The sequence below is a fragment of the Streptomyces sp. NPDC057682 genome, from assembly GCF_042799575.1.
Taxonomy (GTDB): Bacteria; Actinomycetota; Actinomycetes; order Streptomycetales; family Streptomycetaceae; genus Streptomyces.
In genome coordinates, this window is the sequence record NZ_JBHVIN010000002.1 from 170,080 (window position 1) to 184,189 (window position 14,110).

A 14,110-nucleotide genomic window follows, 5' to 3' on the forward strand; every position below is an offset into this window, starting at 1 on the left:
TCCTTCTCAGCGTCCGGCCGGCGCCGAGGTCATGTCCCAGCTCACGGCCCCGATGCCGCAGCGCCACTGGTCCCAGGCGGTGTAGCCGAGGACGTCGCAGGGCCGCTCGCCGATCGCGCCCATGACCAGGATCCAGCTCAGCAGCTCGCCGGTGCCGCCGATGCCGGCCCGGTCGAGCCGCTCCAAGGTGACCTCGGTCAGGACCTTCTCGTGGTCGCCGTCGGCAAGCAGGCCGAGGAACCACTGGTCGAACTCCTCGTCGATCCAGAAGTCCCGGACCCCGCCGGGCTCGTGGCTCATGCCGCCGGTGGCGAAGAGGCCGACGCGCAGATCGGACGGCAGGTCGTGCTCGATGAGGTCGGCGAGCTGTCGGCCGATCTCGTAGCAGCGGTGCTGGTCGGGGAAGGGCGGGACCGTGACGTTCTGGAGGACGGGCACGATCGGGACGCCGCTCGCCTCGATCCCGGTCCTGACCACGGGCACCGAGACGTTGTCGTCGAAGTTGAGGTTGTCGCGGGTCGCGGAGACCGGGACACCGCGCCGGTTCAGGCCGTTGAGGATCTTCTCCGCGATGTCCGGGCGCCCCGGTATCCGGTACTCCCCGCATCCCAGCCAGTCCTTGAAGAACTCGGCCGGGCCGCGGTGCTCGGGCGCCATGCCGATGACGAAGTCCGGGTACGCGCGGATGCGGTTGTTGGCCATGTGGTCGTTGGCCACCATGAGGAGGACGTCGAGTTCGGCGTCACGGATCTGCCGGGTCAGGGTCCCGTAGGCGGACGTGACCATCTGCTGCGACGCTTCGGGCGCCTGATCGAGCATGCCGATCAGGCCGGGGGCGTGGCTCGCCGCCACGGCGAGGCCGATGTGGGCCATGGTGCGTGTTCCTTTGGTGCTCGCGGTGATGTGGGGGGGGGCCGGTCAGATCGCGGCGCGCAGGTCCCGGGTCTCGTCCTCATGGACTTCGAGGGTGTCCGCGTCGATGGCGACGCCGTAGACGGTGCGCGCCGCGTCGAGGGAGACGACCCCTTCGCGTACGTCGCGCAGCACCAGGTCGGCGGGGCGCAGTCGCGGGTCGCCGAAGCCGCCGCCCCCGCTCGCGATCACCTCGACCACGTCGCCCGTGTTGAGGGTGTAGAAGGAGTTCGAGTCGATGGCGACGGGCTCGGCGCCGGCGCGGGTCAGGGTCAGGTGCTGGACGATGCCGGGGCGTCCGCCGAGCAGTCCCACGGGAGCGGTCTGCGGCATGAAACCGCTGCCGTACGTGGCGCAGGCGATGTTGTCGGCCAGCACCCGCCACCGGTACCGCACGCCGAGACCTCCGCGCCACTGGCCGCCGCCCGCGCTGTCCGGCAGGTATTCGAGCTCCTCCAGCAGGTACGGGGTGTCCAGCTCGTGCAGTTCGGGGTCCGGGGCGCGCAGTCCGCCCAGGGTGTTCGACGGGGAGAGGTGGTCCCAGCCGTCGAAGCCCTCGGTGGCGCCGCTGCCGCCCTTGCCCAGGAAGTGGAGGTCGCCGAAGTGGCGTCCGGTGCGCGGGTTCATGCCCATGGTGGCGGGTGTGCACCAGCGGGCCCAGCCGGCGTGCGCGCGGTCGGGGACGGCCTGGGAGAGGGCCACCCAGACCGCCGACGCGATGGCCTCGCAGGTCGGGACGGTGCAGGCGGCGACGGGGGCCGGGGCTTCGGGGTTGGTGAGGGAGCCGGCCGGGGCGATCACGTCGATCGGCTCGATCGCGCCGTCGTTGTAGCGGATGTCCGGATCGATGCATCCGAAGAGGGCCAGATGGGCCGAGGACACCGTGTTGGCGATCGTGCTGTTGATGAAGCCCTTGGCCTGCTCGTCGCTCTCGCCGAAGTCGAAGGTGAGGTGCTCGCCCTCGACCCTGATCGTCAGGGCGACCCGGTAGGAGCGGTCCCGGTCGATCCCGTCGTTGTCGAGCAGCGCGTCGGCGCGGTACTCGCCGTCGGGGATCCGGGCGATCTCGGCGCGGACCTGGCGGGCGCTGGCCCGCAGCAGTTCGTCGGTGGCGGCGGCGATCGTCTGCGGCCCGTACTTCTCCAGAAGGCCCTTGAGGCGTCGTTCGCCGATGGCGGTGGCGCCGATCTGGCAGTTCAGCACGCTCTCCACCAGGGCGCGCATCCGCACGTTGGAGAGGATCAGCTCCCATGCGTCGCGCCGCAGCTCGCCCCGCGAGACCACGCGGGTGGGCGGGATCACGATGCCCTCCTCCTGGACGTCCCGCGCACCGGGGTTGAACCCGACGACGCCGCCACCGCCGACATCGGCGTTGTGCCCCTTGGTCGTGGCCCAGAAGACGAGTGCGCCGTCCCAGAAGACCGGCCGGGCGATGGTGATGTCGGGCAGGTGCGAGCCGCCGTTGAACGGGTCGTTGTGGATGAAGATGTCGCCGTCGTGCACGTCGTCGCCGAAGAACTCCGCGATGGCGCGCAGGGCGAACGGCGTCGCCCCTCCGATGACCGGGATGTAGTGGGTCTGGGCGAGCAGCCGGCAGTCCGCGCTGAAGAGGGAGGTGGCGAAGTCGCGGGCCTCGACGAAGATGGGCGACCGCGAGGTGCGCAGCATCGTCTGGCCCATCTCGCCGGTGATGCCGTCCAGGGCGCTGCCGATCACGGCGACGAGGATGGGGTTGGACGGGGACTGCGTCTGGGTCGTCTGCTGTGTCATCTGCTCGATTCCCTTCAGGCCGGCTGGTTCGCCGGTTCGATGACGTAGTTGCCCTGCGCGTCCACCGTCATGGCGTAGCCCTCGATGAGCACGACGGTGGTGGTGGGCTGCTCGATGATCGCGGGGCCGACGACGCGGTTGTCACGGCGCAGGGCCAGGCCGTCGTAGACGTCGGTGCGGACGGTGCGGCCGGAGAAGACGGCCTCGCGGGCGCCCTTGCGGGCGGCGCTCGGGTCGGGGCCGGCGGAGGGCTCGTCGGCGAGGGCGGGCTTGGTCGTACGGCCGAGCGAGGTGAGGCGGACGTTGATGAGTTCGGTGGGCTCGCCGGGCATGGCGTACCCGTTGAGGGCCTCGTGCTTGGCCTCGAAGTCGCTGACGAGCTGCTTGACCGACTCCTGGGTCAGCTCGCCGTCGAACGACAGGGGGACCTCGATCTCGGTGAACTGGCCGATGTAGCGCACGTCCGCGCTGAAGACCAGACCGATCGCCCCGTCCTCGACGTTCTCCGAGCGGAGCGTCTCGACGGCCTCGTCGCGCATCTCGCGGTACAGCGCGCCGACACGGTCCAGGTCCAGGGCGTCCATGTCCGACACGAAGGTGCGGGCGTACAGGTGCTTGAGGTCGGTCAGAAGGGTGCCGACGGCGCAGAACACCGACGATTCGCGCGGCACGATGATGCGGGTGATGCCGAGTTCCTGGGCGATCGGTACGGCGTGGATCGGTCCGGCGCCGCCGGCGACCACCACGGTGAACTCCCGGGGGTCGACACCGCGCTTGACCGACACCGCGCTGACGGCCTCGGCCATGGTCGCGTTGACCACGCGGTAGATGCCCTCGACCGCTTCGGTGACCGTGAGTCCGAGCGGTTTCGCGACCTTCTCCTCCACGGCCCTGCGCGACGCCTCGATGTCCAGGGTGAAGGCGCCGTCGCCGAACATGTCGGGGTTCAGGTAGCCCATGAGGAGATCGGCGTCCGTGGTGGTGGGGTTCTCGCCGCCGCGTCCGTAGCAGGCGGGGCCCGGGTTGGCGGTGGCGCTCTGCGGACCCACCCGGAGGATGCCGCCGGAGTCCACCCACACCAGCGAACCGCCGCCCGCGCCGACCGTGTGGATGTCCAGCATCGGCAGGGCGACGCGGTATCCGGCGATCTCGCTGTCGCCGGTGAGCAGCGACTCCCCGTCGCGCACCAGGGCGACGTCGAAGCTGGTGCCCCCCATGTCGACGGCGATGACGTCCTGGGCGCCGTGCCTGCGGGCGTACTGGAGGGCCGCCCCGGGCGCCGCCGCCGGTCCCGACATGAGCGCGTTGACCGCGGAATTGCTGGCGATCTCGGGCGACATCACGCCGCCGTTGGACTGCACGATGAGCAGGGTTCCGAAAAATCCCCGGTCCGCCAGCTGCCGTTCGATGTTCGCCAGGTAATTCTGCAGTTTCGGTCCGACGAACGCGTTCAGCACCGTGGTGCTGTGCCGCTCGTAGGCGCGGATCTGGGGCACCACGTCGCTGGATATCGTGATGAAGACACCGGGAAGTTCCTCGCGCAGGATTTCCGCGGTGCGCTGCTCGTGGGCGGCGTCGACGAAGGACCACAGATACGAGACCGCGACCGCCTCGACACCCTGTTCGCGGAAATAGCGCGCCGCCGCGCGCACGTCCTCCTCGTTGAGCGCCTCGATCTCGTTGCCGGACACGTCGACGCGTTCGCGGACGGTGGCGATGAGCTCCCGGGGGACCAGCGGGGGCGGCGGCGCGTACTTGGAGTCGTTCTGCCGGTCCCGGATACCGCGGCGCATGTTCAGCAGGTCACGGAAGCCGTGCGTCGTGACGAAGCCGGTCTTCGCCCCCTGGTGGGTCAGCACGGCGTTGGTGGCGATCGTCGTGCCGTGCACGATCGTGGACACCGCGCCGAGGAAGTCCTCCAGCGACTCCCCGAAACTGTCGGCCGCTTTGGTCAGGCCGTTCAGCAGACCGACGGACGGGTCGTGCGGCGTCGTCGGAGACTTGTAGATACGGGACTCCCCGTTCCCTTCGACCACGAAGAGGTCGGTGAATGTCCCACCGATATCAATTCCGATCCGCCGACTCGCACTGCTGCTTACGTTCGTCATCGAGGAAACTCCATTACTGAGGACCGAATGGGCACGCAGAAGGGCGTGCGGCGCATTGACGCAAGAAGAATTGCGCGAATGGTGCGGCCGGTGCGAACCGAATTCGAGACTTACAGAAGGCGCGGTGTTTCCAGGACCGTAGCCCCTCGTACAGGGGCCGACAACGAAGTGTTCGGCTCAGCCGAACAGGGGCGACCGGGTCACGGCGCGCGCTCGGAAAGCCGCCGGGCCGCCTCGGCCACGGCGCGGGCGTAGGTGTCCCCGTGGGTGGCCAGCCGCTGCTCGACGAAGCTCATGCTCAGCGCCCAGGTGACGTCGCCGTGCCGGTTGCTGACCGGCGCCGCGACACAGCACACGCCCTCGACCGCCTCCTCGACGTCCCGTGCGTACCCGCGCTCACGCACCGTGTGCAGCTCCGCCTCCAGCGCGGGGAGCGTGGTGAGCGAACGGTCCGTGAGCGCGGTCAGCGGGTCGTGACCGTAGACATCGCGCAGTTCGCGGGGGGAGAGATAGGCCAACAGCATCTTGCCGGGCGCCGTGCAGTGCGCCGGAAGGCGTTCACCGACCCGGGTCGCGTTGAGCCGCACCCCGTCGTGCGGCGCGAGCTTCTCCAGGTAGACGATCTCGCCGTAATGACGTGACGACAGCTGAACCGTCTGCTGATGAGCGGCGACCAGGGCGCGCATCTCCACCCACGCCGGCTCGGAGATCTCCGAGGTCATCCGCGCACGCAGCCCCAGCTGGAAGGCGCGCCACCCGAGCCGGTAGCGACCGCGCCCCGTCCGGCGCAGCAGGCCGAGCGCGACCATGGACTGCATGTGGTCCCAGGTCGTCGTCTTCGGAAGGCCGAGCGCGCGGCACACCTCGCTGACCGTCCGCTCGGGGGCGTCGGAGGAGAAGAGGTCCAGAATCCGCACGGCCCGCTCAAGACCGTCGATCACGCCGCATCACGTACCCGCACGACCGAAAGGATACGGGGCCCGGCACGCCCGCGAGGGACGGCGAGGTCCTGTCCTCGGGGGCTGAAGCCGCAGGTGGGAGCGTCGGCGGTGCCCCGGGGAGCATCGGCGCTTCCCGGCGTCCGGAGCGGCCCGGCGTATCGGCCGGCCGCCCGGACGGCCCGGCAGGTGACAACGCCCTTTCCCCGAAACGCCGTTGGGGAGAGAAGGACGCCCGGACGCCTACCGGAGCGCGATCCGGGCCGCCACAATCTCGGTATGACGATCACGCCGGCCCCTCCGAGCGCACCGCCGACGCGCCGCACCTCGCTCGTGCTCGCCCGCGGGGTCCTCACGGGCGCGGTGATCGGGAGCTCGCTCGCCGCACTCGCCGTCGGCACTGTCCTCGAACACGTTCCCCTGCTGATCGGCGGCCTGGCCGTCCCCCTCGCCTACGGACTGCTGGTCCTCGCCGCCGGGGCACCCGGGCGCGCACGCGAGGCGGCCGTCGCCCCCCGTACCGCGCTCGCCGTGATCGAGAGCCTGCGCGCCACCGGTGGGGAGACCAGCGACGTACCCGTCCGCTTCGACCTCACCGTCGCCCCGGACGGCGGACCGGCGTACCGCGTCGAGTCCACCCAGTTCGTCAATCTCGTCGACCTGCGCGACTACGAGCCGGGCGGCATCGTCGTCGTCCAGTACCCACCGCACCGGCCGTGGGCGGTGAAGCTGGTGAAGCGCCCGACACCGGAATGGGAGGACCGCGCGGCCGGGGCCCGGATCGATTCGGCACCCGGCCCGGCCCTGGCCGACGAGCCGTCCCCGGGCGGCACCGTCGGCGGCTACCTCACGCTCCTCGCCCTGCTGCTCGGCGCGGCCGGCGTGGTCCTCGTCTTCCGGGGCGAACTCTTCGGCGCGGAAGAGCCCACCGACCGACCCCCCTCGGCCGCCGGGCCCGCCGACCCCGGCACCTCGTCCACCACCATCGTCTCGGCCGCGTCCGGCACCGTCGCCCTCGGCCCCGGACAGTCCCTGTTCGACGAGGGCCGGCTGCGTCTGGCGGTCGACTCGCTCACCAAGGGCGACAGCGGGAAGCGCCAGGCCCTCACCGTCGTGGTGCAGGACCGCCTCCTCACCGTCGTCTTCACCCCCGCGGGCTCGCGGGCACCCGGCTTCGACCTGGACGACCTGCCCTACCCGCGCATCCCCGCCCTCGTCCGGGAGGCCAGGACCACGCTCGGTGTCCGCTCCCCGAAGACCTGGCAGCTCACCGCCGAGAGCCTGTCCGGCGCCCTCACCCTCAGGGTCGGGGTGACCGGCACCGACGGCGCCGCCTCGTTGGAGGCGAACGGCCGGGGCGAGATCGTGCGGCGCGTCCCGGCGCGCTGAGGGAACGGACGGGACGGGCAGGACAGGCGAAACGGGTAGGCCGGGCGGATCGGGTGGGTCGGGCGGGGCAGTCGGCTGGGACCAGGAGGAGCACGGATGGGCTGGCACGGATATCTGGCGGTGTGGTGCGTCGTTCTCGGCGCCGTCGCGCTCGTCGGATACGGGCGGGCGCTGGCCGGGGTGACCCGCGGCCAGCGGGCGGTCCGCGTCATGGGGCGGATCGAACGGGTCGCGGAGCCCCGCCACGGGAGCTCGGGACACGAGGGGATCGCCGTGGTCGTCACCTTCCGCGATCCCGCCACGGGGCAGGAGTTCACGGTCACCAACGACGGCGAGTGCGGCGACCGCATCAGTACGGCGTGGACCGGCCGGGAGGTCGGCATCCGCTACCCTCCCGGCCGCCCGCACGCCTACCGCTTCACCACCGACCCGGACGCCGGACGGAGCGGGCTCGGACAGCCCAACTTCATGGTCTTCCTCATCTACGTCGGGCTGGTCGTCGTCGCCTCGATCGACTGGGGCTGGCCGTGGGCCCTCGTCGGCTTCGGCGTGCCCTGGACACTGCTGGGCGCGACCTACCTGCCCGGGGCCGTACGCGACACGCGCCTGCGCGTCGAGGCCCTCGCCTCCGGCGGCCCGGTCCAGGGCCGCGTCATCGCCGTACTGAAGGACGTCACCGTCGACGAGGACAGCGGCACCCTCACCAGCCACACCCCGGTCGTCGCCTTCACCACGCACGACGGCACCGCCGTCACCGCGTACCGCACCACAGGGCTGCACGATCCCGCAGGCTCACGCGGCCGGGATCTCAGGATCCACTACCGCCCCGACGACCCGAGCGTCTTCACCACGGACCTCGCCGCCGAACACCGCTCCAGCGTCGGCGAGATCGCGTTCGCCGTCGTGGCCCTTCTCGTGGGGGTGGCGGCAGCCGCGGCGGGAGGGATCATGATCGCGGGCTGACGCCGGCCACCCGGGCCGCGGGAATGACGGAAGAGGGGACGACGCGCGAGCACGTGTTCAAGGGGATTCGGGTTCGACGTGCTCGCTCCCGAAAGCCCGGAAAGGGCCTCCGCCGCGGGCCGGAGGCCCTTCAGCAGGTGAAGCCGCGGGTAGGGGCGGCAGACGAGTCGGGCTGTACGCCGGGTTCTGTCACCCGGGCGCCTCGCGGCGGCCGGGGAGACGGCCATCCATCTAGGGCCGGCATTGCTGCCGGCCTCGTGCGGTCTACCCGCGAACTCGGGCGGGCCGCCCTCGAACGTTCGCGCAGGGCCGTCGTACGACGGCCCCTCTTGACCTTGCTCCGGGTGGGGTTTACCTAGCCGCCTGAGTCGCCTCAGGCGCTGGTGGTCTCTTACACCACCGTTTCACCCTTACCCGGGACCGAGGTCCCGGGCGGTCTGTTCTCTGTGGCACTGTCCCGCGGGTCACCCCGGGTGGCCGTTAGCCATCACCCTGCCCTGTGGAGCCCGGACGTTCCTCGGGAGGGTCCGAAGATCCTCACGCGGCCGTCCGCCCGGCTCGTCTGCCGTGGGACCCATCGTACCGGTCAGATGAACTCGTCGGTCCGCAGGTCGAGCGCGAAGGGGGCGGGGAGGTGGATCTCCTTGCCGAAGGGGATCGTGCAGTGCTGGCGGTAGTCGTCGTCGCCCGGGTCGCTGAACAGGGTCACCGAGGACTCCTCCCGGTCGACCAGCAGGTAGAGGGGGACGGGGCCCCTGGCGTAGCAGTGCCGTTTGGCGGTGCGGTCGGCCACCGGCTTCGAGGACGTGACCTCGACGACCAGCGCGACGCCCTCGCAGGGCATCCACGGGTCCGCTCCCCGGTAGAGGCGCAGGGCGGTGGGGGCGAAGGTGCCGTCGGGGATGGCGTGGTCGTCGGGACAGCCTCCTGCGCCGCGAAGTCTCAGTCCCTTGTTCGCGGAGAAGTCCATTCCGGTGCGGCCGTAGCGGATCACCTGATCCAGGATCACGCTGAGGGAGTACTCATGGTTCCCGTCCGGCGGCGGCGTCAGCACGATATCCCCCTCGATCAACTCGGCCCGGAAGCCTTCGGGTGGGTCCAGCGCAAAGAAGTCCCCAAGCAGGACGTCCGCCCGCGAGAGCGGTTCATGCGGCTTGGCAGACATGTCGTGCCCTTTCCTCGGTCCCGGTCGCTCGCCAGGATGGGGCACCAGTGGATCCGTCGCCCATGGGTGGAGGGGGCGTTCCCTCGATCGTGGGGTGGAACCGGGACCCGTCAGAGGCCGACCGGCCCCGTCCCGGCGAAGGCGTCGATGCCCGCGTGCCAGGCCTCGGTGACGGTGGCGTCCGTGGGGAAGCGGCCGTTCAGTTCCATGGTGACCATGCCGTGGGCGAAGGCCCAGGCCGCCCTGGCGCGGGCCTCGTCGCCGGAGAGGGCGCGCAGGAGCGGGGCGGCGGCGCGCACCTCCAGGTCGCGCGGGAGGGGGCGGGCGGTGATGAGGCGGTAGAGGTGGGGGTGGGCCAGGGCGTGGGTGCGGTACGCGGTGGCCAGGGCGGGGAACGAGCCGGGGGACGTCCGCTCCGCCGCTTCGAGCACCTCCGCGATCTCCCGGAGCATCGCGTCGGCCAGGGCGTCGACCACGGCGGACTTGTCCGGGAAGTACTTGTAGAGCGAGGGCGCGGTGACGCCCGTGGCCCCGGCGATCCGGCGCATGGTGAGCGCGGCCGGCCCCTCCTGTTCCAGGAGTTCGCGTGCGGCGGCGAGGATCCGGCGGGGGCGGTCGGGCACGGCGGTCTCCTCCGGTGGTCGGGTGCGGGGTACGGGCCGGTGGCCGAAGGCGCGATCGTACGAGACGGCGGGCGGCGGCCCGGGGAGCGGGGGGCGGGTCGGGGCTTGACCTTGTCGCGGCGTCAGGGTTTCTACTGGCCCCATGCGCATCGGAGAGATCGCCGCGCTGGTCGGGCTCACCCCCCGGGCCGTGCGCCACTACCACCGGATCGGGCTGTTGGCGGAGCCCGCCCGCCGGGCCAACGGCTATCGCTCGTACACCGTGCGGGACGCCGTGTTCCTGGCCCGGATCCGCAGGCTCAGCGAGCTGGGGCTCCGTCTCGACGAGGTGCGGGAGGTCCTGGCCGGGGACGCCGGGCGGCCGCTCGGGGAGGTGCTGGCGGAGCTGGACGACGATCTCGCCCGGCAGGAACGGGAGATCGGGGAGCGCCGGGCGCGGCTCGCGGAGCTGCGGGCCGGAGTGGCCGCCGGGGCGGGGCCCGTCTCCCCCGCGCTCGCCGGACTGCTCGCCGCCGGGCCCGTCACCGGTTCCCCGGCCGCCGCCCGGGACCGTGAGCACCTGGAGCTGCTGGACACGGCCGTGGCGGACGGCGAGGTCTTCTCCGTACTGCGCACCCTGGCCGACGATCCGGCCGTACTCACGCTGTACGGGGAGCTGGACGCGCTCGAATCGGCGCCCGTGGACGATCCGCGCATCGGGCCGCTGGCCGCGCGGATCACCGCACTGGTGCCGGAGGAGCTGCTGGCCGCCCTCCCGGACGGCGGACCGGAACGGACCGGGGTCGGGGAGGCACTGCTGGCGGACTATCCGCCGGCGCAGGCCGAGGTGGTGCGCCGCGTCATGACGGCGCTGGTGGCGCGTACGGAGGCGCGGAAACGGAAGGAAGAGGGGGCCGGGGGATGACCGGAATACGGGGAGCGCGGATCGCGGCCGGGGCGGTGCTGCCCGCCGAGCTGGCCGTCGTGGTCTGTCTGGTGGCAGGGGTGCGGGTTCCGGTGGCCGTGGTGGCGGGGGTGGAGGGGCTGCTGCTCGCCGTCCTGGTGCTGGAGGCGGTGGTCCTGGCGCGGCTGGTGCGGGCGGGGCGCCGGGCGGGAGCGGGGTGGCGGGAGGCGGCGGCCGGGGCGGTGCGGAGCGTCGTACCGGTGGCGGTGCGCCGGCTGGTCGTGCACGAACTGCGGGCGCTGCACAGCCTGGGGCTGTGGGTGCTGCGCCGCCGCCACGCCGTGCCGGAGTCGGCCGTGGCCGTCCCGTACACCGGGCCGCAGACCGCGATGATGTACGGCCTCGTCTTCGTCTCCGTGGTGGAGACGGTGATGCTGGCGCTGTTGGTCCCGTGGCCGGTCGTGCACCGGATCCTGCTGGTCGTGGACGTGTACGGCGTGCTGCTGGTGCTCGCGCTGCACGCCGCCTGTGTGACCCGGCCGCATGTGGTGGAGGCGGACGGCGGGCTCCGGCTGCGGTACGGGGCGCTGTTCGATCTGCGGATCCCGGCCGCCTCGGTCGCCGCGGCCCGGATCGACCGGCGCTTTCCCGGGGGGCGGTCGGTGGCGCTGGGGGCGGACGGGGTGCTGGACGTCGCGGTCGGCGGGCAGACCACGGTGACGGTGGAGCTGACCGGGCCTCTCGGCTTCGTGCGTCCGCTCGGCGGGCGGGGGACGGCGGGCGCGGTCCGGTTCCACGCGGACGATCCGCGCGCGGTCGTCGCCGCGCTCACGCGGGCGCGCCGGGACGCCTCCCCTTCCGGGCCGGACCGGCCCGACCGGCCGGAACGGCCCGAACGCACAGCGCCACCGGCGCTCAAGCCGGGGCGAACAGCACCTTCGACGTTCCCGGGTCCGCCTGTGTGAGCCGGACCCGCAGCCGCTGCCCCAGCGGGAGCGCGGTGGAGCCGCCCTCGATCCGGGCGACGACCGCCGGTTCGTCGATGTGGACGGTCCCGACGGACGGGTCGCTCTCCTTGACGTCGACGACGTACGCGTCGAAGACCGTGCCGACCCGGTCCTTGAGCAGCGCCGCCTCGACGAGGTCCACGCACGCCCGCTCCACCGTGTTGGCCCGCCCGGTGCCCTCCGCCATCTCCTTGGGCAGACCGGGCAGCGCGGACAGGACCCACTCCGGCGGTTCGGCCCCGGCGGCCGCGGCGAGGCAGAGTTCGGCCGCGTACCGGTCGACGAGCCGGCGCAGCGGGGCCGTGCAGTGGGTGTAGAGGTCGGCGACGGCGGCGTGCACGGCGGGGTCCGGCAGCTCGCCGTGGTCGAAGACCGTGTAGCCGGCGCCGCGCAGCAGGGTGGTGCACTCCTGGAGGAACGCCGCGTGGCGGGTCCGCTTCGGGTCGAGGGAGCGGACGACCTCCGCGTAGGGCACATGGTGCGGCCAGTCGACGTGCAGGGCCTCGGCCGAGCGGCGCAGCCGCGCGACCGCCCCGTCCGGGGCCACGGGCAGGGTGCGCAGGATGCCCGTACCCGAATCCCGCATCAGCCGGGCCGCCGCCATGCCGGTGAGCAGGGAGATCTGGGCGTTCCAGGACTCGGCGGGGAGCGGGGCGCGGTATTCCAGTCCGTACCGTCCGTCGCGCGCGACGATCTCCTGCTCGGGCACGTCGAGCGAGATGCCGCCCCGGGCGATCTCCTGTTCCTCGCGCAGGATGCCGATCTCCCGCAGCAGCGCCAGCGGTTCCTCGGCGGTCCCGCCGTCGATCGCCCGCTGCACCCCTGCGTAGTCGAGCTTGGCGCGGCTGCGGACGAGCGCCCGGCGCACCCGGGTGGCGACGGCGGCACCGTCGCCGTCCAGGTCGATCTCCCAGAGCACGGCGGGGCGCGCCCCGCCCGGCAGCAGGCTCGCCGCGCCCTCGGAGAGCTCCTCGGGGTGGAGCGGCACCCTGCCGTCGGGGAAGTAGAGGGTGTTCACCCGGCGGTGGGCCTCGGCGTCGAGCGCGCCGCCGGGGCGGACGAACGCGGCGACGTCCGCGATGGCGTAGTGCACGCGGTAGCCGTGCGCCCGGCGGGCCAGGTGCATGGCCTGGTCGAGATCGGTGGAGGCCGGCGGGTCGATGGTGAGGAACGGCAGGTCCGTGGCGTCCTCGTGCCCGGAGACCGCCGGGGTCCGCGCCGCCTCCGCGGCCTCCGCCAGCACCTCGGCGGGGAAGCCTTCGGGGAGCGCGAGTTCGGTCCGCAGCGCGCGCAGGGCCGTGCCCAGCGGGGTGTCGGCTGCGCCGGTCATGTGCAGATGGCGGCGGGGCATGGACCGAGCGTATGACCGGGCCGGTCGGGCGGCATCCCGGGTGCGGACCGGCGAACCCGGGGGGGTGGACGGCTTCGGGTGCCGGGGGTCCGTCCCCGTACGCTGGCGCGAGGGGTTTCGCGTCCCGTTCCGTCCGTACGAAGGAGAACCACCGTGCTCGTGCTGTTGCCGCCCTCCGAAGGAAAGGCCGCCTCGGGGCGCGGGGCACCGCTGAAGATCGAGTCGCTGTCGCTGCCCGGTCTGACCGGGGCGCGCACCGCCGTGCTCGACGCGCTGGTGGAGCTGTGCGCGGCCGACGAGGAGAAGGCCCGCGGGGTGCTGGGGCTCAGCGAGGGGCTGCGCGGCGAGATCGCGAAGAACGTGGAGTTGCGGACGGCGGGGACGCGTCCGGCCGGGGAGATCTACACCGGGGTGCTGTACGACGCGCTGGACCTGGCCTCCCTGGACGCGGCCGCCCGGCGCCGGGCGCGGACGTCGCTGCTGGTGTTCTCCGGGCTGTGGGGCGCGGTGCGGGTGGGCGACCGGATCCCCTCGTACCGCTGCTCGATGGGGGTGAAGCTGCCGGGGACCGGTGCCCTGGGAGCTTTCTGGCGTACGCCGATGGCCGAGGTGATGCCGGAGGCCGCCGGGGACGGGCTGGTGCTGGATCTGCGCTCGTCCGCGTACACGGCGGCGTGGAAGCCGAAGGGTGCGGTGGCCGAGCGCACGGCGAGCGTGCGGGTGCTGCACTCCCAGGTCGTCGACGGGGTGGAGAAACGGTCGGTGGTCAGCCATTTCAACAAGGCGACCAAGGGCCGGATCGTCCGGGATCTGCTGGTGGCCGGAGCCCGTCCGAAGGATCCCGCGGAGCTGGTGGAGGTCCTGCGGGACCTCGGCTACGTGGTGGAGGCGGAGGCTCCCGCCCGCTCCGGGAGGCCCTGGGAGCTCGATGTCGTGGTGACCGAGATCCACTGACCGGGCCCGGCGGACGGAGACGGCCGGACGGCCGCAGGGACCTTGGT

At 72.5% G+C, this 14,110-nt stretch carries 12 protein-coding genes and 1 other RNA gene; 5 read left to right on the forward strand and 8 right to left on the reverse strand.

Annotation, left to right across the window (positions count from 1 at the left end):
- Nucleotides 1–6 precede the first annotated feature (6 nt).
- From ACFVDM_RS03515 to ACFVDM_RS03530, 4 genes are all read right to left on the reverse strand, one after another.
- Nucleotides 7–873 (reverse strand): hypothetical protein, encoded by an 867-nt coding sequence (locus ACFVDM_RS03515; RefSeq protein WP_383632534.1) that lies wholly within the window; start codon nt 871–873, stop codon nt 7–9.
- A 45-nt stretch (nt 874–918) separates the two neighbouring features.
- Nucleotides 919–2,682: a hydantoinase B/oxoprolinase family protein gene (locus tag ACFVDM_RS03520; protein WP_383632537.1), complete on the reverse strand. Its 1,764-nt coding sequence runs from the start codon at nt 2,680–2,682 to the stop codon at nt 919–921.
- Between the two features lie 14 nt (nt 2,683–2,696).
- Complete coding sequence (locus ACFVDM_RS03525) at nt 2,697–4,790, reverse strand: hydantoinase/oxoprolinase family protein (RefSeq protein WP_383632540.1); 2,094 nt, start codon at nt 4,788–4,790, stop codon at nt 2,697–2,699.
- A gap of 200 nt (nt 4,791–4,990) precedes the next feature.
- Nucleotides 4,991–5,731, reverse strand: a complete 741-nt coding sequence (locus ACFVDM_RS03530) for an IclR family transcriptional regulator (protein ID WP_383632542.1) — start codon at nt 5,729–5,731, stop codon at nt 4,991–4,993.
- 276 nt (nt 5,732–6,007) lie between these two features.
- On the opposite strand from ACFVDM_RS03530, the gene ACFVDM_RS03535 reads away from it, so the two are divergent.
- Both ACFVDM_RS03535 and ACFVDM_RS03540 read left to right on the forward strand, forming a co-directional pair.
- A complete protein-coding gene (locus ACFVDM_RS03535; RefSeq protein ID WP_383632545.1) occupies nt 6,008–7,117 on the forward strand; it encodes a hypothetical protein in 1,110 nt (369 codons plus the stop codon).
- Nucleotides 7,118–7,213: 96 nt separating this feature from the next.
- Complete coding sequence (locus ACFVDM_RS03540) at nt 7,214–8,080, forward strand: DUF3592 domain-containing protein (protein ID WP_383632548.1); 867 nt, start codon at nt 7,214–7,216, stop codon at nt 8,078–8,080.
- A 159-nt stretch (nt 8,081–8,239) separates the two neighbouring features.
- Here the strand turns inward: ACFVDM_RS03540 and rnpB are convergent.
- The 3 genes from rnpB to ACFVDM_RS03555 form a co-directional block, all read right to left on the reverse strand.
- Nucleotides 8,240–8,641: RNase P RNA component class A (gene rnpB / locus ACFVDM_RS03545), an RNA gene on the reverse strand.
- 25 nt (nt 8,642–8,666) lie between these two features.
- Nucleotides 8,667–9,245 carry a Uma2 family endonuclease gene (locus ACFVDM_RS03550; protein WP_383632551.1) on the reverse strand — a complete coding sequence of 193 codons (579 nt, stop codon included), beginning with the start codon at nt 9,243–9,245 and terminating at the stop codon, nt 8,667–8,669.
- 110 nt (nt 9,246–9,355) lie between these two features.
- Entirely contained in the window at nt 9,356–9,868 is a 513-nt protein-coding gene (locus ACFVDM_RS03555) for a TetR/AcrR family transcriptional regulator (protein WP_383632554.1), read from the reverse strand.
- Between the two features lie 142 nt (nt 9,869–10,010).
- Here ACFVDM_RS03555 and ACFVDM_RS03560 point away from each other — a divergent pair, with 142 nt between their 5' ends.
- A complete protein-coding gene (locus ACFVDM_RS03560) occupies nt 10,011–10,772 on the forward strand; it encodes a MerR family transcriptional regulator (RefSeq protein WP_383632557.1) in 762 nt (253 codons plus the stop codon).
- The gene (locus ACFVDM_RS03565) at nt 10,769–11,716 is read left to right on the forward strand and encodes a hypothetical protein (protein WP_383632560.1); all 948 of its coding nucleotides are present in this window, start codon (nt 10,769–10,771) and stop codon (nt 11,714–11,716) included. Before ACFVDM_RS03560 ends, ACFVDM_RS03565 begins: the two co-directional genes overlap by 4 nt.
- On the opposite strand, the gene ACFVDM_RS03570 is transcribed toward ACFVDM_RS03565, so the two are convergent.
- Complete coding sequence (locus tag ACFVDM_RS03570; protein ID WP_383632563.1) at nt 11,667–13,109, reverse strand: RNB domain-containing ribonuclease; 1,443 nt, start codon at nt 13,107–13,109, stop codon at nt 11,667–11,669. The two genes, ACFVDM_RS03565 and ACFVDM_RS03570, sit on opposite strands and share 50 nt — an antisense overlap.
- Nucleotides 13,110–13,262: 153 nt before the next feature.
- Between ACFVDM_RS03570 and yaaA the strand changes: the two genes are divergently transcribed.
- The gene (gene yaaA / locus ACFVDM_RS03575; RefSeq protein ID WP_383632566.1) at nt 13,263–14,063 is read left to right on the forward strand and encodes a peroxide stress protein YaaA; all 801 of its coding nucleotides are present in this window, start codon (nt 13,263–13,265) and stop codon (nt 14,061–14,063) included.
- Nucleotides 14,064–14,110: the final 47 nt, after the last annotated feature.